The sequence below is a fragment of the Pseudomonas quercus genome (assembly GCF_012033695.1).
GTDB lineage: Bacteria > Pseudomonadota > Gammaproteobacteria > Pseudomonadales > Pseudomonadaceae > Aquipseudomonas > Aquipseudomonas quercus.
Window position 1 is genome coordinate 18506 of sequence record NZ_JAAVJI010000020.1, and the last position, 20162, is coordinate 38667.

A 20162-nucleotide genomic window follows, 5' to 3' on the forward strand; every position below is an offset into this window, starting at 1 on the left:
GCTTAGCAGCGCAGCTGACAGCATACCTTGGCGCCAACGGCCCATGACGTGTTGCACCCTGTCATTGGCGGCGCAGGTACTCCCCTTCCAGCGGTACGCTTTGCTCAGGCACCCTTTCTACAACGCTCAGCACTTCCGGGGACTGCTCTGAGCGCCAGGCGCGAAAGGCGTTGAGCTCTGTCTGGAGTACTTTCATGACCCAACCCAGTACGGCGATATCGTCCAGCATCCCTACACCTAGCAACCAGTCGGGAATAAGGTCCACGGGGCTGACAAAGTACAGCAGGCCTGCCACTACCGAGAGAATAGCCTTGCCGCTGATAGCACGGTATTCACCCCGCCAGTAGGCCAGGCACAGCGCCTGCAACAGGGCGATGTCTTCCTTTACCTGGCCCAGCCGCTTTCCCCTGACCTTGCGTGCTACAGCAAGGGCCAAAGCCGGTAGCCGGCCTCGTGCAATCAGGCGCTCGGCCAGTGGAAGAAATTGAGTAAAGCCCAAGGGTGCCTTCATGTAGCCTCCGTGTAGAGCATGGGAAGGATATCCACAATATTTGTGGATAACCATGTGAACAGCCGAGCAAAACCGAGCTGTGGGCCCCAGTACAAAAGGGCTGAAGTCGAATCGGCGTTTTTTCGTTCACTTGCAAGGTTGAAACACGTACCTATCAAGGCTCACGCCCTAATGCAAGCGCTCTGTATAGGACTTGGCGCGTGGTCCAGGGTTCGTTTCTGTAGCAGCGCCACACAAACGACAACGCCCCGACAAGGCGGGGCGCTGGCTGGGTGAAACCCGGTATTACTTCTTGGCAGGTGCTTTGGCGGGTGCCTCTTCAGCCGGTGCGGCTGGCTCGGCGTCATCCGCGTCTGCCGGGGCAGCCTTGGAAGGATCCTTGATGCCCAGCAGTTCCAGGTCGAACACCAGCACCGAGTTGGCTGGAATAGTTGGGCTTGGGCTTTGAGCACCATAAGCCAGGTCGCTAGGAATGAACAACTTCACCTTTTCGCCCACATGCATCAACTGCAGGCCTTCCACCCAACCGGGGATCACGCCGCTGACAGGCAGGTCAATGGGGCTGCCGCGGTCCACGGAACTGTCGAAGGTTTTGCCGTCGATCAGCTTGCCCGTGTAGTGCACAGTAACCACGTCGCTAGGCTTGGGCTGCGGGCCGTCGCCCTTCTGGACAACCTGGTATTGCAAGCCGGACGCTGTAGTGACTACGCCGTCCTTCTTGCCGTTTTCTTCAAGGAATTTCTTGCCCGCTGCCAGCGAGTCTTCGCTCATCTTGGTCATGCGCTCTTCTGCGCGCTTTTGCAGCGCTGCGAAGGCCTCGACCAGTTCGTCATCCTTGAGCTTCTGCTCTTTCTTGCCAACGGCGTCTTCGATACCCAAGGCCACGGCCTTGGAATCCAAGTCGTCCATACCTTCCTGAGCCAGGCTCTTGCCCATGTTCAGGCCGATCCCGTAGGAGGCTTTCTGGGCGGGGGTTTTCAGCTCGACGCTGCTGGTCTGCTTGTCGCAACCGGCGAGAACCAAACCTACCAGGGCGATCGCAGCCGCCAACCGATGCTGTTTCATGCTGTTTCCTTGTGAAGGGCGCCACGTGAGGGGCGATCAAGTCAAGCCGCGAGCTTAGCAGGCGGCCCCGACCAATGGCTATGCCATAGGAGAGGGAAAGATCGGATAAGTTCACGTTACCAAAGGCATTTTAAGGTTGCAGGTGAAAGTTCGTTTACGTAGCGGCAGCTGCTCAGGCCGATCGATACTGGGAGGCCACTTCGCGCACCACTGCACACAGCCATTGGCTTGGGAGCGACGAGGGCAGTGCGGCGTTGGTGCAGATACCCACGGAGCCGCCCGGTTCATCCACGCCCAGCGCCAGCTCGCAGAGGGCGCCTTGTTCAATATCCAGATGAACCGCATCACGGGGCGCCACCCACACCGCATCGTTGCTTTGAACGTAGCGCCGGCTCAATGCAGGTGACAGGGTTTCCAACCGCTGCACCGAAGGCGGAATGCCGCATTGCACGAACAGGCTGTCGGCATGTTTGCGAATAGTGGTACCCGCCAGCGGCAGTACCCAGGGGTACAGTGCCAGGCGCGCCTTGTCTACGGTGCCCAAGGCAAGCAACGGATGGCCAGGGCGAACGGCAAGGGTCATGGCCTCGCTGTACAGGTGCTCGAAGGCCAACCCGTGGATTTGCGGATTGTCCGCCATGCGCCCGATCACCACATCCAGCTCACCCACGTGCAGCTGGCCCAACAGGTAAGCCCCTGGGCCGGTAGCCACGCTTACTACCAAGGCGTGATGGCGCTCGTGTAGCAGGCTGACCACCTGCGCCATGAACTGGCTTTCCACCGTCGACAAGGCGCCCACCCGTACCTGAGGTGGCTCGTGGTCGTTATCCCGAAGGCTGACTACCCCTTCGCGCAGCGCCTGCACACAAGGCCCAGCGTGCCGCATGAACCGCACCCCGGCAGCAGTGAGTGCGACCCCGCCCTTGTTGCGTTCGAACAGGCGTGCCTGGAGCAGCTCTTCAAGCTCCTTCAAGGTTTTGGAGACAGCAGGCTGGCTCACCGCCATGGCTTCGGCCGCCTTGGCGAACGAGCTTTGGCGAGCTATTTCCAGGAAGCACAGCAGGTGGCGAAACTTGATGCGGGTATCGAGGTTCATGGCGCTTTAGCGTACCGGCGCGACTGGTACTGCGCGCCCGTTGAAATCACATTGAGGCTCAGGCTTTCTCCTGTGCCCAGTCCGTCACCAGGCGGTAACCGACCGCCAGCAAGGTGGGGCCCAGGAACAGGCCGATGAACCCGAAAGCCAGCAAGCCGCCGAACACGCCTAGCAGCACGATCACAAGGGGCAGGTCGCCGCCTCGGCTGATCAGGTAGGGTTTGAGAACGTTGTCCACACCGCTGATCACGAAGGTGCCCCACAGGCCGAGGAACACGGCCATCCCATAGTGCTCCTGCCATACCAGCCACCCTACGGCCGGTACCCAGGCCAAGGGTGGTCCCATGGGGATCAAGCTAAGCAGGAACGTACAGAAGCCCAGCACTAACGCACCTGGAATACCGGCAATCATGAAACCGATCAGCGCCAGCGCCGCCTGGGCCGCCGCGGTGCCGATCACGCCATTGACCACGCGCTGAACAGTATCGGCCACAAGGTCCAGATAGTACCGGCCGCGCTCACCCATCAGCCGCTCCAGCAAGCGAAGAACGAAGGCCGAAAGGCGAGGCCCGTCTCGATAGAAGAAAAAGGTGAACACCAGCGCCAGTGAGACCTCGATCAAGCCGCTACCCAACCGGGCGCTTCGCGCCAGCAGCCAGTTGCCCATCTGTCCCAGGTAGGGCCTCAGCCCTTGAAAAAACGCAGCGCCCTGGGCGTCCATGGTGGCCCACAGGCGTGATAACCGGTCCCCGAACAGGGGCACATTCGCCAGCCAGGCCGGAGGCGGGGGCAGACCTTCGAGTTGGACATCCCGGACAAAGGCCGTAGCGTCTCGCACATGGTCGGCCAGGTTGAAACCCAGCCATACCAGCGGCAGCAGCACCAACAGCACCCACACGCCTGTAAGCATGGCAGCCGCCAGGGTGGCACGGCCGCCCATTACACGCGTTAACCAGCGCATCAGCGGCCAGCTGGCATAGGCCAGAATGGCGCCCCACAGCAAGGCCGAAACAAACGGCAGCATCACCCACGTGCAGGCCACCAACAGCAGTAGCAAGGCAAGTTGCATCAGCAACCGGTCCGTGCTGATCATCGAACCACCTCCATGTGCAGGCCCTCGCCGTCCGGGGTGCCCAAGCTCAATCGGTTGGCCCGCACGCCAGCGGCCACTAGCGCAGCCAGCCATTGGTTGGCATCAGGCCCGGCCAACCGTACGCGCAAGGTGCTGTCCAGGTTCAGGGTGCGGCCCAACAAAGTCACCCAGTCCGGAGTGGGCGGAATAGCCAGGTCCGGGAAGGCCAGCTCGCCAGCATCACGCAGCTCTCGAAGCAGGGTGCCGGAGGTAGGCAGTATCGGCCCCAGCGGGGCCTGTGGCGTGAGCATCTCGGCATGAAGGGCCACTCGGCGATTGCCCCGCAGCACGCAATAGACAGCCACCAGGGTATCGGTATCGCCTTGCGCTTCGCGCACCAACAAGAAGGCCTGCTGGTCATCACTGCCGAGCAGGCGAGTATTGGCAAAGATGTCATTGGACCAGAGGTTGCTTTCGCCGCAGTCGCGCCCCTCGCACCAGAACAGCACCTGCGTGGTGGGGCTGCGCAGGGCCTGACGCGCGACCTTGAACACGTCCCGGGCATTGCGCTCCGGGGGCAGTTCCCAGGTGCTGGACACACGTTCGCCGTGCACCTGCAGCCGGGCATCCAGCCGCAATGCACCGCCGATACGGCGCAATGGCCCCAGCGGGTACAGGCGCTCGCTGGCCTGGGCCGGCTGGTGGTCCAGCAGTAAGGCGCCTTCAGGTTCCAATGCGGCTAAAGGCGCAAGGTCCAGCTCAGCGGCCGTGGCGTGACTGGTCAGCCCGATTGCGCTAGACAGGAACATAAGGCAAAACCGTTGGCGGACGCATCGCCAAGCGAGTGTGAAGCATGGATACGGCATTGGGGACTCCCTGGTAACCGGCCAAGCGTCGGCAGTCCCCGCCCCTAAGTCAAGGCAGGGAAAAGAAACTATTGATACAGGCTGCTACAAGAGCACCGCCTTCATTATCGTCCAAGTGCAAATGATGGCGCCCCGGCAAGCGCACCTGCGTGAACGGCAAGCCTTCGAACAGATGGCTACGCTCCACAAGCAGGCCTTGCTCAGCCAGTATCAGAAGCGTGGGGCATTGCACGTGCCGAACCGCCTCCAGTGCCTGGGCCGGCTCAAGCCGCACGGGAGTGGTCAACGTCAGCCGGTTGTCGCTGCGCCAGGTGAAGCCGCCTTCCACCGGCATCAGGCCGCGCTCGGCCAGGAGGCTGGCCGCACTTTGCGTGACTGAAAGGCGGCTGGTGGCGCGAGCATGCACGGCCTGCGCACGATCAACGTACAGTGGCTTGCGACGTGTGCCGTGTACCAGGTGCTCACGCAAGGCTTTGCCCAGTCGCTCGGCCGGGTTGTGCGGAGGCGTGTCTGGCGACACCACCCCTTCAATCAAGGCCAGCTGTACCAAGCGCTCGGGCAGGGCCGCTGCCAGTTGCGCCGCCACAATGGCGCCCATGGAGTGACCTATCAAGGAAAAGCGTGCCCACCCTAGCTGCTCGGCCACCTGCAGCACGTCACGGGCGTATTCCCAATGAGGGTAGCTACTGCCACCCGGGCGGTGCTCAGACAGTCCATGGCCGGCAAAATCCAGGGCCAGAATGCGCAAGCCTTGCAAGTGAGGCGCCAGCCGGGCGAAGGAGTTGGCGTTGTCCAGCCAACCATGCAGGGCAATGACCGGCCTGCCGTCCACGGGACCATGAAACCAGCCGGCCAGTTCGATAGTCTCCAGGCGCAAGCGCACCTGTTCAAAGGCTTCAGCCATGGTGAGAGGCCCCTTCCTGCCAGCGGCGTAATACAGCGAGCACCTGCTCGGCCGTTTCGAGCGGGTGCTCCATGGGAAACAGATGCCCACCGGGCACCGAGTGAAATTCGCCACGCGCCAGGCGGCTGACATAGCGGGCATGATGGCGCCGAACCACGGTGCTAGCTTTGCCACACAGCAAGGCCAGGGGCAACGTGAGCAAGTGCGGCGGGCTGGGGCTCACATGAGGCACGCTTCGGTAAATGCGCAGCTCGATATCTGGCTCGAAAGCCAGGCGCCATGCCTGCCCTTCCGCCACCAGGCCATGCTCAAGGTACGCTTCCAGGCATTCAGGGGTGAAAGGGCGGAACAAGGCTTTATCCGCAAAGTAGCGGCGGGCTTCCTCGTGGCTTGCAAAGCGTTCGCGGCGCCCTTGGGTGCGGCCTGCCGGAGTGATGTGGTCAATAAGCCCCAGGCGCTTGGCAGCATGGATCAGCCATTGATCGCGCCGAGTCAGCAATGGCGAATCCAGCAACACAAGCCCTTTGTACAGTTCCGGGTGGCGTAACGCAGCGTGCAAGTGCAGCAGCCCGCCAAGGGAATGGCCTACCCCCCACACGGGCGTGGGTTGGATACGTATGGCCTGTAGCAGTTCGTCCACCAGCAGTGCCCAGTTATCCTCTACTGGAAAAGAGGGATCATGCCCGTGCTGCGGGAGGTACTGTACGCAAAACGCCGTCGCCAGCTTTGCCAACATAGGCCCATAGGTACCTGCTGGAAAACCATTGGCGTGGGCGAAGAACAGGGTATCGGGCATGAAAGCGCCTTGGTAAACGGCTCAGGCCTTGGGTGGTTCCTGCCCCAGTGGCATCACCGCAACGGTGAGCCGGGAAATGCAACTGGGCTTGCCTTGGTCGTCTACCAGGCGAATATCCCATACATGGGTGCTGCGCCCTATGTGAACCGGCCGTGCTGTGGCGGTCACCCGCCCGTTGCGTACACCCCGCAAGTGGTTGGCATTCACCTCCAGCCCCACACAATAAAAACGTGCCGGGTCAAGGCACAGCACGCTGGCCGTGGAGCCTACACTCTCAGCCAGGACCACAGAGGCGCCTCCGTGGAGCAACCCGAACGGCTGGTGCGTACGGGAATCCACAGCCATGCTGGCGGTAATGAAGTCGTCGCCGAACGCTTCGAAACGAATATCCAGCAGTTCGCCGATGCTCCCTTTCTGGCGGGCATTGATGGCTGCAAGGTCCGGCGCGGTATGCCACAGGCTCATTGGGTACTCTCCTTCAGTGGCTGTGCTGCAGGCTGCGCAGCGTCATGAGCCCGGCAAGCGGCGCGGCGCCCTCAAAGCGTGCCAGGCTGGCAGTGCCCATGGCATAAGGTGACACGCGCTCTCCCCTGTCCAGCAACCCCAGCAGCATGCCTACCAGCGGCTGGTGGCTGACCAGCAGTACGTTGCCCAACCCCAACCGGTTCAGCTCAGTGATTACGTCATCCGGATCACTGTCAGGGGTGAGCCAGCTTACCGTGTGCAGCTCTGCGGGTACTTCCAGAGTGGCTTGCACCAGTTGGGCCGTTTGTTGTGCGCGGGTATAGGGGCTTGCCAGTATTCGCTGAACCGGCTCCCCCGCCAGGTGCGCAGCGCTGCGTAGCACCTGCTCTCGCCCACCTTTAGTCAGGGCGCGGGCCGAATCAGGCGCTGTATTGGCCGCTTCCCCATGGCGCAGTATCCATACGGTGGTAGTGCCTTGGCTCATACCGGCGGTTCCTGCTCACGGGCCGTACCTGTCGGGCCAGGGGCTGGGGTAACAGCGGCCGGTGCAACAGGTGGCTCGGCCGCCTCAGGGCGGCCCCCTAAAGGGCCGGACGAGGGCCAGCTCGAAAACGGCCAGGGCTTGGTTTCGGTATGAAAGCTACCGAACTGGCCAATCTGTGCCAGGTAGCGGCTGAGGCTGTCGCCGAAGCTCATGAGCGCAGCATTGGGTGCCCCATAAACCAGGCGACATATCAACTGCAGCAATACCAGCGCGCCCAGTATGAACTGCGCGATGTACCAGACCAGGGCGAACAGCAGCATCCAGAGGATGCGCAGCACGATGGATTCCTGATCCGGGCTGAAGCGAGGCGGAGTGTTCATGACGGGTTCCTCAAATGAAGCCGGTGGTGGGGATGAAATCCACATCTGTCTTGGGTTCGCCAGCCATCAACAGCTCGATGACCTGCTCAAGGGTGCGCCCTTCAAACAGAATGGCATGCAACCCGGCGACAAGGGGCATATAGACACTCAGCTGCGCGGCCCGAGCCTTGAGCACCTTGAGCGTATTCACGCCCTCTGCCACCTCGCCCAGACGCGTCACGGCTTCGTCCAGGCTCAAGCCTTGCCCAAGGGCAAAGCCCACTTGATAGTTTCGGCTCTTGGGAGACGAGCAGGTCACAATCAGGTCCCCTACCCCAGCCAGCCCCAGGAACGTCATAGGGTTCGCGCCCTGGCTTACGGCGAACCGCGTCATTTCTGCCAGCGCGCGTGTAATGAGCATGCTGCGAGTGTTTTCACCCATGTTCAGCGCCGCGGCCAGGCCTGCAATAATGGCATAGACGTTTTTCAACGCACCGCCCAACTCGACACCAAAACGGTCGCTGCTGGCGTACACCCGGAAGCGGCGACCGTGAAGCGCGTGCTGCACGGCCGAGCACAACGCCTCATCAGCACTGGCCACAACCGTGGCCGTCAATTCGTGTTCGGCGATTTCACGCGCCAGGTTAGGGCCCGAGATCACCCCCAGCCGTGCCTGGGGTACGATTTCCTCAAGAATTTCGCTCATCAGCTTGAAGGTGCCCGCTTCGATGCCTTTGGTGAGGCTCACCAGCATTTTGCCGGCCAGCACAGGCGCATGGGGCGCCAGCACTGTGCGCAGTGCGCTGGAAGGCAGGGCAACGAACAGCAGTTCAGTGCCCGCTAGCACCTGAGCCAGGTCGGTGACTGGCTCTACCAGCGGGTGCAACGGCACGCCCTTGAGGTAGCGAGGGTTTTCCCGTCGGGTTCGCATGGCCTCGGCTTGCACCGGATCGCGCATCCACTGCCATACCCTGTGGCCATTTTCACCTAGCAGGTTCGCCACTGCGGTGCCAAAGCTGCCGCCACCGAGTACGGCGATCGGTTGCTGTTCAGACATAAGACCTTCCATTGGAACCTTAATAAGCAGGCGTTCATTATACGGAGCGCCGGTGTCAGGGCCAGCCCTGGGATGACTGATCTGGCAACACCGATTATCGCCCGATACCTGCAAGATAGCTGGCAGTTCTGGAAATGTTCCAGATCCCGCGTAATATGCCCGCTTCCCTGTGATGCCATTAAAAAGCGATCAGCATGCCGCACGCCGCCGCCGAGTATTCTTGCCAGTGAACCTCCGATGGACGGGGGACATTCACGCCAGGACGCAACTCATCAGCCTGGGCCCTGCCCTGCTGTTGACGCTGCTGCTCATTTTCTTCTTTACCTTTGTACGGATCCAGGACCTGCGTCAGGAAATGACGCATACCGGCCAACTGATTGCCAACCAACTGGCCCCTGCGGCCGAGTACGGTGTGCTTTCGGGCAAGACCGAGGTGCTCGATGGGTTGCTGCGTGCGACGTTGAATAACCCTCACGTGCGCTTCCTGGAGATACAGGGGCGTGACGACAGCGTCCTGATGTACCTGGAGCAACGCTCGGACGGCCGCACGTCCACACGGCCGGCCCAGGTATTTCAGGCGCCCATTCGCCTTCAGCGCTACCTGGGCGCTGACGACGCTGCACACGATGCTTCAACCCTGCATACGGACGACTACCTGGGCCGGGTGGTTGTGGGCATGTCCGATGATGTATTCAACCAGCGCCAGCAAGAGATTCTGCTCAAGGCAGGGGTGCTGGCGCTGTTTACGCTAGTCGTGACCTTTCTGCTGGCACGGCGCCTTTCTCGCGGGCTCTCTCAGCCGATTCGAGACATGGGGGCTGCGGTAAAAGCCATTCGCCAGGGCGACTTCAAGGCCACGCTCCCTGTAGAAGTCAACAGTGAGCTGGGCGCACTGGCGCAGCATATCAACGACCTGGCCCAGGGGCTTGAACAAGCCAGCCGCGAGCAACGCGAGGCCATGCAGCAGTTGATTCAGACACGCGAGGAGGCCGAGCGGGCGAACAATGCCAAGACAGAGTTCCTGGCCATGATGAGCCATGAACTGCGCACGCCTATGAATGGCGTTCTAGGCATGCTCCAGTTGCTGGAAACCACCCGGCTCAACGACGAGCAGCATGAATATGCCGCGCTGGCCACGCAGTCCACTGAACATTTGCTCAAAGTGATCAATGACATTCTCGATTTTTCCCGTATCGAGCGCACAGGCCTGGAACTGGAACACATACCCTTCAACCTGGCTGAGCTGTTTACAGAGTGCGTCCACTCTTTCCAGCACAGCGCCCAACAAAGTGGGCTGGCGCTCACACTTGACGCCGACCCGGGCTTCGCTGCATGGGAGGTGTCTGGGGACCCTACCCGCATTCGCCAAGTGCTGGTCAACCTGATCGGCAATGCCCTGAAATTCACCGAACACGGCAGCATACGCATCCAAGCCCGCTGCCAGGTGCTGGACGAGCGGTTGATATGGCTCAGTTGCAAGGTGATCGATACTGGCATTGGTATCGATCCCGAAGAAATCGAACGCATGTTCGTGGCCTTCCAGCAAGCTGACAGCTCCATCTCAAGGCGCTATGGCGGTACCGGCCTGGGCTTGCCGATCGCACGCAACCTGGCCGAACGCATGGGTGGAACCTTGCGTGCCAGCAGCAATGGCGGGCAGGGTTCAATATTTGCACTTGAAATGCCGCTAGCGTTGAGCCAGACACCGGTGCGGGCCAAGGAAAAGCCAGCCCCCGCATCCCGAACCAACGACGCCGCCAATGGTCAGAACCATCACGTTTTGCTGGTTGAGGACAACCCTGTCAACCAGACGGTCATCGAAGCCATGCTCAGAAGCCTGGGCTATGAAGTGAGTGTCGTTGCCGATGGCGCACAGGCGGTGGACAGTGTCCGGGCACAGCGCTTCGATGCCGTTTTGATGGACTGCCGGCTGCCGGTGGTGGATGGCTACGAAAGTACTCGGCGCATTCGTCGCTTGCCAGAGCGCCATGGCCTGCCCATCATTGCCTTGACGGCCAACGCCTTGCTGGGTGATCGAGAGGCATGCCTGGAAGCCGGCATGGATGACTACCTTGCCAAGCCGTTCAAACGCACCGACCTGCAGCAGTTGCTGCAGCAATGGCTGGCATGAGCGACGGCAGGCCAAGCCTGCCCAGCAGCAGGCAACGGTGTTACAGTGCGGCGGCTTGCGGCACGCGCCTTTCAATCCAGCGTGCGCCAGGCCACATATTACCAAACGGGCGGCGGGCAACCCTTTTGCCGCCCTGTGACTTTAACCACGACGCATTAGTCTATGACTAGGCTGCCGGCCTGGGAACCTGCCCTTTTTTGCCGGCCGGGATGATTTGCCCCCTGCCAAGGCAGGGACCACTGAGGAGCTCGCATGACCAAACAACACGCCTTTACTCGGGAAGACCTGCTGCGCTGCAGTCGCGGCGAGCTGTTCGGCCCAGGTAACGCGCAATTGCCCGCCCCTAACATGCTGATGGTAGACCGCATCGTCCACATCAGCGAGGAAGGCGGCAAATACGGCAAGGGTGAATTGGTCGCTGAGCTGGATATCAACCCTGACCTGTGGTTCTTCGCGTGCCATTTCGAAGGGGATCCGGTCATGCCCGGTTGCCTGGGCCTGGATGCCATGTGGCAGCTGGTCGGTTTCTTCCTGGGCTGGCAAGGCTTGCCAGGGCGCGGGCGCGCGCTGGGTTCAGGCGAGGTCAAATTCTTTGGCCAGGTACTGCCTACCGCCAAGCAGGTGACCTACAACATTCATATCAAGCGCGTCCTCAAGGGCAAGCTGAACCTGGCCATCGCAGATGGTTCGGTCAGCGTCGACGGTCGCGAGATCTATACCGCCGAAGGCCTTCGGGTCGGCGTTTTCACGTCCACTGACAACTTCTAAGGGTTATTTGCATGCGCCGCGTCGTTATCACGGGTCTAGGCATCGTTTCATGCCTGGGCAATGACAAAGACACCGTTTCCGCCAACCTGCGCGCAAACCGTCCCGGCATCCGCTTCAACCCGGAATACGCCGAAATGGGACTGCGCAGCCATGTTTCCGGCTCGGTAGACCTCAACCTTGAAGAGCTGATCGACCGCAAGGTGTTCCGCTTCGTAGGCCACGCCGCTGCCTATGCCTACCTGGCCATGCAGCAGGCCATTAAAGACTCCGGCCTGTCCGAAGACCAGGTGTCCAACCCGCGCACCGGCCTGATTGCCGGTTCTGGTGGAGCTTCAACCCTCAACCAGATGGAAGCCTTGGACATCCTTCGCGAGAAGGGCGTGAAACGTGTAGGGCCGTACCGCGTTACCCGCACCATGAGCAGCACGGTGTCTGCCTGCCTTGCGACGCCCTTCAAGATCAAGGGCCTGAACTATTCCATTGCATCCGCGTGCGCCACCAGTGCGCACTGCATCGGTGCGGCCATGGAGCAGATCCAACTGGGCAAGCAGGACGTCGTATTCGCGGGGGGCGGCGAGGAAGAACACTGGAGCCAGTCGTTCCTGTTCGACGCTATGGGCGCATTGTCGTCTCAATACAATGACACCCCTGAAAAAGCCTCCCGCGCATACGATGCAAAGCGTGACGGTTTCGTCATCGCTGGCGGTGGCGGCATGGTCGTAGTCGAAGAACTGGAGCATGCCTTGGCCCGCGGCGCGAAGATCTACGCCGAAGTTGTAGGCTATGGCGCCACGTCCGATGGCTACGACATGGTTGCGCCAAGTGGTGAAGGTGCCATCCGCTGCATGCAGCAGGCCCTGGCCACCGTCGACACGCCGATCGACTACCTCAATACCCACGGCACGTCCACGCCGGTTGGGGATGTGGCGGAAATCCGTGGTGTGCGTGAAGTCTTCAAGGACAAGGCGCCTGCCATCAGCTCTACGAAGAGCCTGTCGGGGCACTCCCTCGGTGCTGCAGGCGTTCACGAGGCGATCTACTGCATGCTGATGATGGAAGGCAACTTCATTGCCGGTTCTGCCAACATCGACGAGCTGGACCCTGAGGTGGCCGACATGCCTATCCTGCGTGAGACGCGCGAGAACGTGCAGCTCAACACGGTGATGAGCAACAGCTTCGGCTTTGGCGGCACCAATGCCACCTTGGTGCTTAAGCGCTGGGAAGGTAAGTAAGGCGCAAGCTGCAAGCTGCAAGCTGCAAATGGGCCCTCGCTTCGGCGGGGGTTCGTTGTTTTAGGGCCTGATCACTAGCAGCCTAGGCCAGGGGCCGTAAGCCTAATCAATTGGAGGTACACTGGGTTTTCTTCTTTATCGGAGCTTCCCATGGCCATCGCCCAGGTGATTACCCCCCGGCAGGAAAACGTTGGAGGCCAGCCTATTCTGCGCCCGCTACCTTCCCCAGGGTGCCGCAGCGTTGGCCCCTTTGTCTTCTTCGATTACATCCTGCCCCATGACTACCCGCCTGGGCAGGGCATCAACATTCACCAACACCCTCACATAGGCCTTTCCACACTCACCTACCTGTTCGAGGGTGAACTGCTGCACAAGGACAGCCTGGGTTCCGAGGAGCGTGTGCGCCCAGGCGATGTGAGCTGGATGACGGCTGGCAATGGCATTGCCCATATCGAACGCACGCCCGATGACCTGCGGGGCGCTGGAAGCCGCCTGCATGGCCTGCAAGTATGGCTCGCCATGCCCAAGCCCAAGGAACAGGATGCCCCCACTTACCACTACTTCGAAGCGGATGAGCTGCCCTCCAAAACCGAACAGGGGGTGCAGATCACTGTGATAGCCGGGCACGGGTTTCGGCTGATATCACCCGTACCGGTTCACAGCCCCACCCTCTATGCCATCGTCGAGATGCAACCAGGTAGCACGCTGCTGATCCCGGACGAACACAGTGAACGTGCCGTTTTCCTGCTGGAAGGGGATGCCCGGCTGGGGGCAGATAGGCTGCAAACGCATACGTTGGCAGTGATGCAGGAAGGCGTTGAATCGAGCCTGAGCACAACCCACGGGGGCCGGCTAATACTGGCGGGTGGTGAGGCACTGGATGGGGCACGGCGCATGAACTGGAATTTCGTGGCCAGCGACCCCGCACTCATTGAACGCGCCCGCGCCCAGTGGGCAGTGGGCGATTGGCCAGAAGTGCCAGGGGAAGCCGGGCGAGTTGAATTACCTGGCCCGGCGAAGCGCGATTAAAGCGCTGGCTTGAACACTTCGGCGAACAGGTTGTACATGGTCTGGAACGCGCGGTCAGAGACTTTTTTATCGTACATCTGCTTGCCTGGGGTGTTGGCCTCAGGGTCTGTGAACGAATGGTAGGCGCCACCGTAGCTGATCAGCTGCCAATCGACCTTGGCAGCGTTCATTTCTTCGATAAACGCTGGCAACTGCTCAGAGGGCACCAGCGGATCGGCATCGCCGTGCATGGCCAGTACTGCACCCTTGATATTGTTGGCATCGGCCGGGTTCGGAGTGTCCAGGGTGCCATGGAAGGATACGGCTGCCTTGAGCGGCGCACCATCACGGGCCAGGTCCAGTGCACAGCAGCCACCGAAGCAGAACCCGAAGCTGCCCAGGTTGGCACTGTCCACAGAGGCTAGGCTCTGGGAGGTCAGTTCGGCCAAGGCCGCTTGCATGCGGGTGCGCAACAGGCCGCGGTCGTTCTTGATCGGCATCATGGCAGCCAGGGCTCCATCAGCGTTCTGCGGGCGTACAGCCTGCCCATACAGGTCAGCCAGCAATACCACGTAGCCTTGGGAAGCTACCGCCTGAGCAATGCGCTCGGCACCGGCGGAAACACCCATCCAGTTAGGGGCCATGACCAGGCCTGGGCGTGACGACTTGATGTCTGCATCAAACACTAGCCGGCTTTCGAAGGCAGTGCCATCTATGTCGTAGCTCAACGACTCAACAGTAATGGTGCTCATGAAGTGCTCCTGGATATCCCCAAAAAAAGAAGCCCGCCAAACCAGAGGGCAAGGCGGGCTTTACCTGCGCAAGCGTTAAGCTGACAACTCAATCAGCAGCTTGTTCAAGCGTCGGACGTAGGCCGCTGGATCTTTCAGGCTGTCCCCTGCCGCCAACGCGGCCTGGTCAAACAGGATATGGGAAAAGTCCGCAAAGCGATCTTCGTCCTGCTCGTGATCCAGCTTGTCCAGCAGCGGGTGCGCCGGGTTGAACTCGAAGATCGGCTTGGTATCTGGCACCTTCTGGCCGCTGGCTTCGAGGATCTGACGCATCTGCAGGCCCATGTCATGCTCACCAATGGCCAGGATAGCGGGCGAATCCGTCAGGCGGTGGGATACCCGCACCTCACTCACGCTGTCTCCCAGCGCAGCCTTCAGGCGCTCGACCAACCCTTCTTTGTCCTTGGCAACGGCCTCTTGGGCCTGCTTGTCTTCTTCGCTGTCCAGCGTACCCAGATCCAGGTCGCCACGGGCCACGTCGGTGAGGGTTTTGCCGTCGAACTCGGTGAGGTAGCTCATCAGCCACTCGTCGATCCGGTCGGTCAGCAACAGCACTTCAATGCCTTTTTTGCGGAAGACTTCCAGGTGCGGGCTGTTTTTGACCTGTGCGTAGCTGTCACCGGTAAGGTAATAGACCTTGCTCTGCCCTTCCTTGGCGCGTGCCAGGTAGTCGGCCAGGGAAACGCTTTGCTCGCCACTGTCATCATGGGTAGACGAGAAGCGCAGCAGGCCTGCGATTTTTTCCTTGTTGGCGAAGTCTTCAGCCGGGCCTTCCTTGAGCACCTGGCCAAAGTTCTTCCAGAAGCCCTTGTACTGCTCCGGCTCGTTTTTCGCGAGCTTTTCAAGCATGTCCAGTACACGCTTGGTAAGGGCCGTTTTCATCGAGTCGATGATGGGGTCTTTCTGCAGAATTTCGCGGGAGACGTTCAGCGACAGGTCGTTGGAATCCACGACCCCTTTGATGAAACGCAGGTACAGCGGCAGGAAGGACTCGGCCTGGTCCATGATAAACACGCGCTGCACATACAGCTTCAAGCCGCGCGGGGCTTCACGGTGGTACAGGTCGAACGGTGCACGCGCCGGGACGTACAACAGCGAGTTGTACTCCAGCTTGCCTTCAACCTTGTTATGGCTCCAGCTCAGCGGGTTCTCGAAATCGTGACCGATGTGCTTGTAGAACTCCTGGTATTCCTCGTCCTTGATCTCGGTACGTGGGCGGGTCCACAGGGCGCTGGCGCGGTTGACCGTTTCCCAGGCAGGCTCTGCCGGCGCTTCTTCGCCTTCGGCGGCCACTTCCTCCTTGGGCAATTCGATCGGTAGGGCAATGTGATCGGAATATTTCTTGATCACATTGCGCAGGCGCCAGCCGTCAGCAAACTCAGCTTCGTCGGCCTTCAAATGCAACACAATGCGCGTGCCGCGCTCGGCCTTCTCCACATTGGCCACTTCGAAGTCACCTTCACCTCGCGAAGACCAATGCACGCCCTCGCTGGCGGGCGCACCTGCACGGCGGCTGAAGACGTCCACTTGGTCGGCGACGATGAAGGCCGAATAGAAGCCCACGCCGAACTGGCCAATCAGGTGCGAATCTTTCTTCTGGTCACCCGTCAGGTTCTTCATGAAGTCGGCTGTGCCGGACTTCGCAATCGTGCCCAGGTGCGCGATCACATCCTCACGGCTCATACCGATGCCGTTGTCATCGATCGTGACCGTGTTCGCGTCCTTATCGAAGGTCACACGAATTTTCAGCTCGGCGCCGCCTTCCAGAAGCTCAGGCTTTGCCAGTGCCTCGAAACGCAGCTTGTCCACCGCGTCCGACGCGTTGGAGATCAATTCGCGAAGGAAAATCTCCTTGTTCGAGTACAGCGAATGAATCATGAGGTGTAACAGCTGCTTCACCTCGGTCTGGAAGCCCAGGGTTTCCTTTTGAGTTTCCACACTCATCGATCTAACTCCAATGCTGGTTGGCACAAGCCGCGAAGGCGGCACGGACGGCCCGGCTTAAGGGCGGGATGAGCAACAGATGGGGATGGGGGCCATGGGTTTCAAGGCCTGGGCCTTAGCAGAACATGCAGGGTGCAAAGGTTTGAACTTAACGAAGCCCGCTGCGCTCGAAGCCACGTGATGATCATCCATAAGGAGAAACACCCCATGCAAAAGACTTTCGCTTACGCCCTCATGCTGGCTGCAACCTTGGGCCTGGCCGCTTGCGACAACGCTTCGGACAAAGCTAAAGACGCTCAAGACCATAAAGAAAATGCTCAAGAGCAAATGAACAAAGCTCAAGACCATGCCAACGACGCAGCTAAGGAAAACGCCAAGGCCAACGCTGACGCTGCTGAAGCCCAGAAGAAAGCCATGCAGGAAAGCACCCCGGCCAACGGCAATGCGCCAGCTCCGGAAGCTGCTCCAAAACAATAATTAGTACCCGGCCTGCCCTGCGACCTGGCTCCCTGCGCTATACAGGGGCCAGGTTCAACTCAATGTCTGCTCCACCGCGGTGACCAACCGCACCATGTGCTCCGGGCCATATCGCTGGTCGATGGGCAACGGCAACATGCACCGGGCCCATGCCCTGGCTACCTCACACTTACCGCCCGCCTCCAACACATCCTTCCAGTATGTCGCCAAGTAGATGCGCTGGCGTGCCAGCTCGCTGCGTACGCGATCTGCCTGCTCGCCCTGCTCCAGCAGCATCGGGTAACACATGGGCGCCAGCCCAGCGTGTACCGGCACCTCAAACTGATTCAAACCCTTCAGTGCGCTGTGCACCTGCGCCAGGTTCGCTGATCGACGTTGTGCGGTAGTGGCGTAATCAATGCTGCCCAGCCACCGTGCTGTTAGCGACGACATGCCCTGCGCCCCTTGTTCACGAATGCCCGCCTCTACCTGCGCATAGGCCGCATACCACGCCTCGGGGCCATCTTCGAGCCGCCCCAGCAACGCTGCAAAACGCCCTTTGCTTGGCGTGGAGGGCAATGGCTGCAAACCTGCGGGCGCGTTGAGCAACCACCCGCCATCAGGTACGCCCAGGAATTTGCGCGGTGAATAGAGGGTAGGAACGCCAGTATGGGGCTTGGAGAACAGGGCCTGAGCGTGGTCAGCAATGAGCCTTCCTGGGAAACGCGGCAACAGCTCCTGCTCAATGAAGCCTGCCTTGTACCCAAAATAATTGACATACAGCAGGCGCTCGGCTTCGCCCAACTCCGGCAGGCCGACAGGTTCCAGGTGCTCATCCAAGCAATAGCGCTCAATACCTACGCCGCTACGCTGTGCGGCATCGACCATGGTGCCGCAGGTGTACCAAGGGATGTACACACGCCGCACACCACCTTCCCCCAACAGGGCTTCGAACGCATAGCGTGCGCTGTTGTAGCCTAGGGCCGAGGGGTAGAGCTGGCCTCGAAAAGGCGTTTCCAGCTCGAAGTAACCACCTATTGCGTCGTTCATAGGGCTCACTGATGTATAGGCCAACTGGCCGCAGCAGCCTAGCATTGGCGACTGCGGCCAGTAAGGCCTTTTACAACACAAAGCCCTTGACGATCAGCCCCGCGAGCGCGCCTCTTGGCCCGCCATCAGGCGATCGCAGAACACTGCAATGCCCAGAGCAACCACAGAGGGTATCAACCAGGCCAGGTTCTGCTGGCTCAAGGGCAGGTCGGCCAGTGCCGCCGGCAGGTGCTGCGCCCAGGGTGTGGCTTTGAACGCATCAATGCAGCCGAACAGCAGCGCCACCAGGGTTACAGGTGCCACCACCGCCTTGGGCGAGCGCCATAGGCTTTGCGCAAAGCTCAGGGCAACCAGTACGATGCAGGGCGGGTAGATGGCGGTAAGAATAGGAATCGAGACCGCAATCAGCTTAGTGAGCCCCAGGTTGGACACTAGCAGCGAAAACGCGGCGAGTATCAGCACCAACGTGCGGTAGGACCACGGCAGCAAGCCGCTGAAATATTCTGCACAGGCGCAGGTAAGGCCCACAGCAGTCACCAGGCAGGCCAGTGAAATAAGCACCGCCAGGAACACGCTGCCCGTATCGCCAAAGGTGTGCTGCACATAGGCATGCAATACCTGTGCGCCATTGCCTGCACCGGAGGCGATAACGTGGCTGCCTGCCCCAAGGCGGAACAGGCTGACATACACAAGCACCAGGCCAACCCCTGCAATCAGGCCGGCGATTACCGCATAACGGGTCACCAGGCGTGGGGATTCGATCCCCCGTGAGCGAATGGCGTTTACGATCACGATGCCGAACACCAGTGCACCCAAGGTATCCATGGTGAGGTAGCCATTGATGAAGCCTAGGGAAAACGGCGCGGCCTGGTACTCCGCGGTGGCATCACCCACTGGCCCTGCCGGCGACAGGAAAGCGGCAACGCCCAGTGCTGCCAGGGCCAGGATTTTCAAAGGCGCCAGGAAACGCCCGACGGTGTCCAGCAGCCGGCCGGGATACAAAGACACCAGGGCGACTACGGCGAAATAGACCACGCTGTAGACCAGCAGCGGCATCGGGCCATCGCCGGTGAGGGGCGCCAGGCCCACGGTGAAAGACACCGTAGCAGTTCGCGGGGTAGCGAACAGCGGCCCAACGGCCAGGTAGCACACAACGGCGAGCAACATGCCTGCAGCACGCCCAAGCGGGCTGCTCAAGGCATCGATGCTTCCGCCTACCTTGGCCAGGGCTACCACGGTTAGCACGGGCAGGCCGACCGCAGTAATCAGGAAACCAATAGCGGCCAGCCACACGTCCGGCCCTGATTGCAGGCCAACGATTGGGGGGAAGATGATATTGCCAGCGCCGACGAACAGCGCGAATGTCATAAAACCAAGCGCCAGGATGTCCTGGCCTTTAAGCACTTTCATGTTTACGGGACCATGCTGCAGGCGAACGAATAAAGGAGGAATATTCCCTGGGTTGCGGGAAAAGAAGCCACCGGGTTCGGCAGGCATATTCGAACAACCCTTGTGGGGTTGCCGGAAAGGAGCGCAGGATAGCGAATAAGGCTTGGGAATGCACCCGTTCAGGGCAGGCGCGCGACCAGCGCCCCGCCGTTGGGCAGTACATGAAGCCCGTAAATTTTTACCAGATGTAAACTAGACGGCGAAATGAAGGTCTATGATCTCAGATACTTGCGCCGCACCGTTTGGAGGATGTAACCATGGCAGCAGAAATAGTGGACCGGTTTCACGCACGGGACGCTGAAGGGCGGGTGTACCCAGTACATGCCTTCCAGAACGCAACGGTGCTGCCTGACGGCACTGTTCAAGAACCCCTGCTGACTTACAAGCTAGCCATTGGTGACCGAGTGAATCACTTGGGTGACGACCGGTTCATGCTGGTGCAGAGCGGTGTAGAGATCACTCGCATTCCCTAAAGGCGGCTTAGCTCAAGCGCCTCCATGGCATACGCACTTATGTAAAGCCCCAGCTTAGGCCGTAATGCTGTTCACTTAAGCATTTGAGTCCAAGCCGGGGTTTCTAGAAAATCCGATACCAGCCCACTGGTATCGGATTTTTTATGCCCATTCAGCAGCAACTGCTCGACCTCGGCGATCTCTTC

General features: G+C 60.4%; 21 protein-coding genes. 6 read left to right on the forward strand and 15 right to left on the reverse strand.

The genetic code is table 11. The features are described from left to right. Positions 1–61: 61 nt before the first annotated feature. From HBH25_RS21670 to HBH25_RS21720, 11 genes are all read right to left on the reverse strand, one after another. The gene (locus HBH25_RS21670; protein WP_168086013.1) at positions 62–511 is read right to left on the reverse strand and encodes a YkvA family protein; all 450 of its coding nucleotides are present in this window, start codon (positions 509–511) and stop codon (positions 62–64) included. A 285-nt stretch (positions 512–796) separates the two neighbouring features. Beyond that, complete coding sequence (bamJ, locus tag HBH25_RS21675; protein WP_168086014.1) at positions 797–1576, reverse strand: BamJ family beta-barrel-assembly machinery protein; 780 nt, start codon at positions 1574–1576, stop codon at positions 797–799. 172 nt (positions 1577–1748) lie between these two features. After that, on the reverse strand, positions 1749–2672 hold the full coding sequence (pcaQ, locus tag HBH25_RS21680; RefSeq protein WP_168086016.1) for a pca operon transcription factor PcaQ: 924 nt from the start codon (positions 2670–2672) through the stop codon (positions 1749–1751). Positions 2673–2730: 58 nt separating this feature from the next. Beyond that, positions 2731–3765, reverse strand: coding sequence for an AI-2E family transporter (locus tag HBH25_RS21685; RefSeq protein ID WP_168086017.1), 1035 nt, complete (start codon positions 3763–3765; stop codon positions 2731–2733). Next, positions 3762–4553 (reverse strand): DUF4892 domain-containing protein, encoded by a 792-nt coding sequence (locus HBH25_RS21690; RefSeq protein ID WP_229632004.1) that lies wholly within the window; start codon positions 4551–4553, stop codon positions 3762–3764. The genes HBH25_RS21685 and HBH25_RS21690 overlap by 4 nt, the downstream gene beginning before the upstream one ends. A 106-nt stretch (positions 4554–4659) precedes the next feature. Beyond that, complete coding sequence (locus tag HBH25_RS21695; RefSeq protein ID WP_168086019.1) at positions 4660–5514, reverse strand: alpha/beta hydrolase; 855 nt, start codon at positions 5512–5514, stop codon at positions 4660–4662. Next, positions 5507–6310: an alpha/beta fold hydrolase gene (locus tag HBH25_RS21700; protein WP_168086020.1), complete on the reverse strand. Its 804-nt coding sequence runs from the start codon at positions 6308–6310 to the stop codon at positions 5507–5509. Before HBH25_RS21700 ends, HBH25_RS21695 begins: the two co-directional genes overlap by 8 nt. A gap of 21 nt (positions 6311–6331) precedes the next feature. Then, positions 6332–6775, reverse strand: coding sequence for a hotdog fold thioesterase (locus HBH25_RS21705; RefSeq protein WP_168086021.1), 444 nt, complete (start codon positions 6773–6775; stop codon positions 6332–6334). A gap of 13 nt (positions 6776–6788) precedes the next feature. Next, positions 6789–7259 (reverse strand): phosphohistidine phosphatase SixA, encoded by a 471-nt coding sequence (gene sixA / locus HBH25_RS21710; protein WP_168086023.1) that lies wholly within the window; start codon positions 7257–7259, stop codon positions 6789–6791. After that, complete coding sequence (locus tag HBH25_RS21715) at positions 7256–7639, reverse strand: DUF4389 domain-containing protein (protein ID WP_168086025.1); 384 nt, start codon at positions 7637–7639, stop codon at positions 7256–7258. Before HBH25_RS21715 ends, sixA begins: the two co-directional genes overlap by 4 nt. Before the next feature lie 10 nt (positions 7640–7649). After that, positions 7650–8675 (reverse strand): NAD(P)H-dependent glycerol-3-phosphate dehydrogenase, encoded by a 1026-nt coding sequence (locus tag HBH25_RS21720; RefSeq protein WP_168086026.1) that lies wholly within the window; start codon positions 8673–8675, stop codon positions 7650–7652. A 226-nt stretch (positions 8676–8901) separates the two neighbouring features. Between HBH25_RS21720 and HBH25_RS21725 the strand changes: the two genes are divergently transcribed. From HBH25_RS21725 to HBH25_RS21740, 4 genes are all read left to right on the forward strand, one after another. Then, entirely contained in the window at positions 8902–10806 is a 1905-nt protein-coding gene (locus HBH25_RS21725; RefSeq protein WP_168086028.1) for a response regulator, read from the forward strand. 252 nt (positions 10807–11058) lie between these two features. After that, positions 11059–11574 (forward strand): 3-hydroxyacyl-[acyl-carrier-protein] dehydratase FabA, encoded by a 516-nt coding sequence (gene fabA, locus HBH25_RS21730; RefSeq protein ID WP_168086029.1) that lies wholly within the window; start codon positions 11059–11061, stop codon positions 11572–11574. Between the two features lie 11 nt (positions 11575–11585). Then, positions 11586–12806, forward strand: coding sequence for a beta-ketoacyl-ACP synthase I (gene fabB, locus HBH25_RS21735; protein WP_168086030.1), 1221 nt, complete (start codon positions 11586–11588; stop codon positions 12804–12806). Between the two features lie 150 nt (positions 12807–12956). Then, positions 12957–13835: a pirin family protein gene (locus HBH25_RS21740; protein ID WP_168086031.1), complete on the forward strand. Its 879-nt coding sequence runs from the start codon at positions 12957–12959 to the stop codon at positions 13833–13835. Here the strand turns inward: HBH25_RS21740 and HBH25_RS21745 are convergent. Together HBH25_RS21745 and htpG are read right to left on the reverse strand one after the other, a co-directional pair. Continuing rightward, entirely contained in the window at positions 13832–14566 is a 735-nt protein-coding gene (locus HBH25_RS21745) for a dienelactone hydrolase family protein (protein WP_168086033.1), read from the reverse strand. The two genes, HBH25_RS21740 and HBH25_RS21745, sit on opposite strands and share 4 nt — an antisense overlap. Positions 14567–14641: 75 nt before the next feature. Then, positions 14642–16549, reverse strand: coding sequence for a molecular chaperone HtpG (gene htpG, locus HBH25_RS21750; RefSeq protein WP_168086034.1), 1908 nt, complete (start codon positions 16547–16549; stop codon positions 14642–14644). Positions 16550–16756: 207 nt separating this feature from the next. On the opposite strand from htpG, the gene HBH25_RS21755 reads away from it, so the two are divergent. Further along, positions 16757–17026 carry a hypothetical protein gene (locus tag HBH25_RS21755; protein ID WP_168086036.1) on the forward strand — a complete coding sequence of 90 codons (270 nt, stop codon included), beginning with the start codon at positions 16757–16759 and terminating at the stop codon, positions 17024–17026. A 54-nt stretch (positions 17027–17080) separates the two neighbouring features. Here the strand turns inward: HBH25_RS21755 and HBH25_RS21760 are convergent, their stop codons facing one another. Continuing rightward, positions 17081–18055 carry a hypothetical protein gene (locus HBH25_RS21760; RefSeq protein ID WP_168086037.1) on the reverse strand — a complete coding sequence of 325 codons (975 nt, stop codon included), beginning with the start codon at positions 18053–18055 and terminating at the stop codon, positions 17081–17083. Between the two features lie 93 nt (positions 18056–18148). Beyond that, complete coding sequence (gene brnQ / locus HBH25_RS21765) at positions 18149–19465, reverse strand: branched-chain amino acid transport system II carrier protein (protein ID WP_168086038.1); 1317 nt, start codon at positions 19463–19465, stop codon at positions 18149–18151. Positions 19466–19761: 296 nt separating this feature from the next. Between brnQ and HBH25_RS21770 the strand changes: the two genes are divergently transcribed. Next, positions 19762–19977, forward strand: a complete 216-nt coding sequence (locus HBH25_RS21770; RefSeq protein ID WP_168086039.1) for a hypothetical protein — start codon at positions 19762–19764, stop codon at positions 19975–19977. Positions 19978–20162: the final 185 nt, after the last annotated feature.

What these genes read in the sequence shown, in the direction of transcription:
- HBH25_RS21670 (WP_168086013.1), bottom strand. Translation starts at nt 511, where the DNA reads ATGAAGGCACCCTTGGGCTTTACTCAATTTCTTCCACTGGCCGAGCGC.
- bamJ (WP_168086014.1), bottom strand. Translation starts at nt 1,576, where the DNA reads ATGAAACAGCATCGGTTGGCGGCTGCGATCGCCCTGGTAGGTTTGGTT.
- pcaQ (WP_168086016.1), bottom strand. Translation starts at nt 2,672, where the DNA reads ATGAACCTCGATACCCGCATCAAGTTTCGCCACCTGCTGTGCTTCCTG.
- HBH25_RS21685 (WP_168086017.1), bottom strand. Translation starts at nt 3,765, where the DNA reads ATGATCAGCACGGACCGGTTGCTGATGCAACTTGCCTTGCTACTGCTG.
- HBH25_RS21690 (WP_229632004.1), bottom strand. Translation starts at nt 4,553, where the DNA reads ATGTTCCTGTCTAGCGCAATCGGGCTGACCAGTCACGCCACGGCCGCT.
- HBH25_RS21695 (WP_168086019.1), bottom strand. Translation starts at nt 5,514, where the DNA reads ATGGCTGAAGCCTTTGAACAGGTGCGCTTGCGCCTGGAGACTATCGAA.
- HBH25_RS21700 (WP_168086020.1), bottom strand. Translation starts at nt 6,310, where the DNA reads ATGCCCGATACCCTGTTCTTCGCCCACGCCAATGGTTTTCCAGCAGGT.
- HBH25_RS21705 (WP_168086021.1), bottom strand. Translation starts at nt 6,775, where the DNA reads ATGAGCCTGTGGCATACCGCGCCGGACCTTGCAGCCATCAATGCCCGC.
- sixA (WP_168086023.1), bottom strand. Translation starts at nt 7,259, where the DNA reads ATGAGCCAAGGCACTACCACCGTATGGATACTGCGCCATGGGGAAGCG.
- HBH25_RS21715 (WP_168086025.1), bottom strand. Translation starts at nt 7,639, where the DNA reads ATGAACACTCCGCCTCGCTTCAGCCCGGATCAGGAATCCATCGTGCTG.
- HBH25_RS21720 (WP_168086026.1), bottom strand. Translation starts at nt 8,675, where the DNA reads ATGTCTGAACAGCAACCGATCGCCGTACTCGGTGGCGGCAGCTTTGGC.
- fabA (WP_168086029.1), top strand. Translation starts at nt 11,059, where the DNA reads ATGACCAAACAACACGCCTTTACTCGGGAAGACCTGCTGCGCTGCAGT.
- fabB (WP_168086030.1), top strand. Translation starts at nt 11,586, where the DNA reads ATGCGCCGCGTCGTTATCACGGGTCTAGGCATCGTTTCATGCCTGGGC.
- HBH25_RS21740 (WP_168086031.1), top strand. Translation starts at nt 12,957, where the DNA reads ATGGCCATCGCCCAGGTGATTACCCCCCGGCAGGAAAACGTTGGAGGC.
- HBH25_RS21745 (WP_168086033.1), bottom strand. Translation starts at nt 14,566, where the DNA reads ATGAGCACCATTACTGTTGAGTCGTTGAGCTACGACATAGATGGCACT.
- htpG (WP_168086034.1), bottom strand. Translation starts at nt 16,549, where the DNA reads ATGAGTGTGGAAACTCAAAAGGAAACCCTGGGCTTCCAGACCGAGGTG.
- HBH25_RS21755 (WP_168086036.1), top strand. Translation starts at nt 16,757, where the DNA reads ATGCAAAAGACTTTCGCTTACGCCCTCATGCTGGCTGCAACCTTGGGC.
- HBH25_RS21760 (WP_168086037.1), bottom strand. Translation starts at nt 18,055, where the DNA reads ATGAACGACGCAATAGGTGGTTACTTCGAGCTGGAAACGCCTTTTCGA.
- brnQ (WP_168086038.1), bottom strand. Translation starts at nt 19,465, where the DNA reads ATGAAAGTGCTTAAAGGCCAGGACATCCTGGCGCTTGGTTTTATGACA.
- HBH25_RS21770 (WP_168086039.1), top strand. Translation starts at nt 19,762, where the DNA reads ATGGCAGCAGAAATAGTGGACCGGTTTCACGCACGGGACGCTGAAGGG.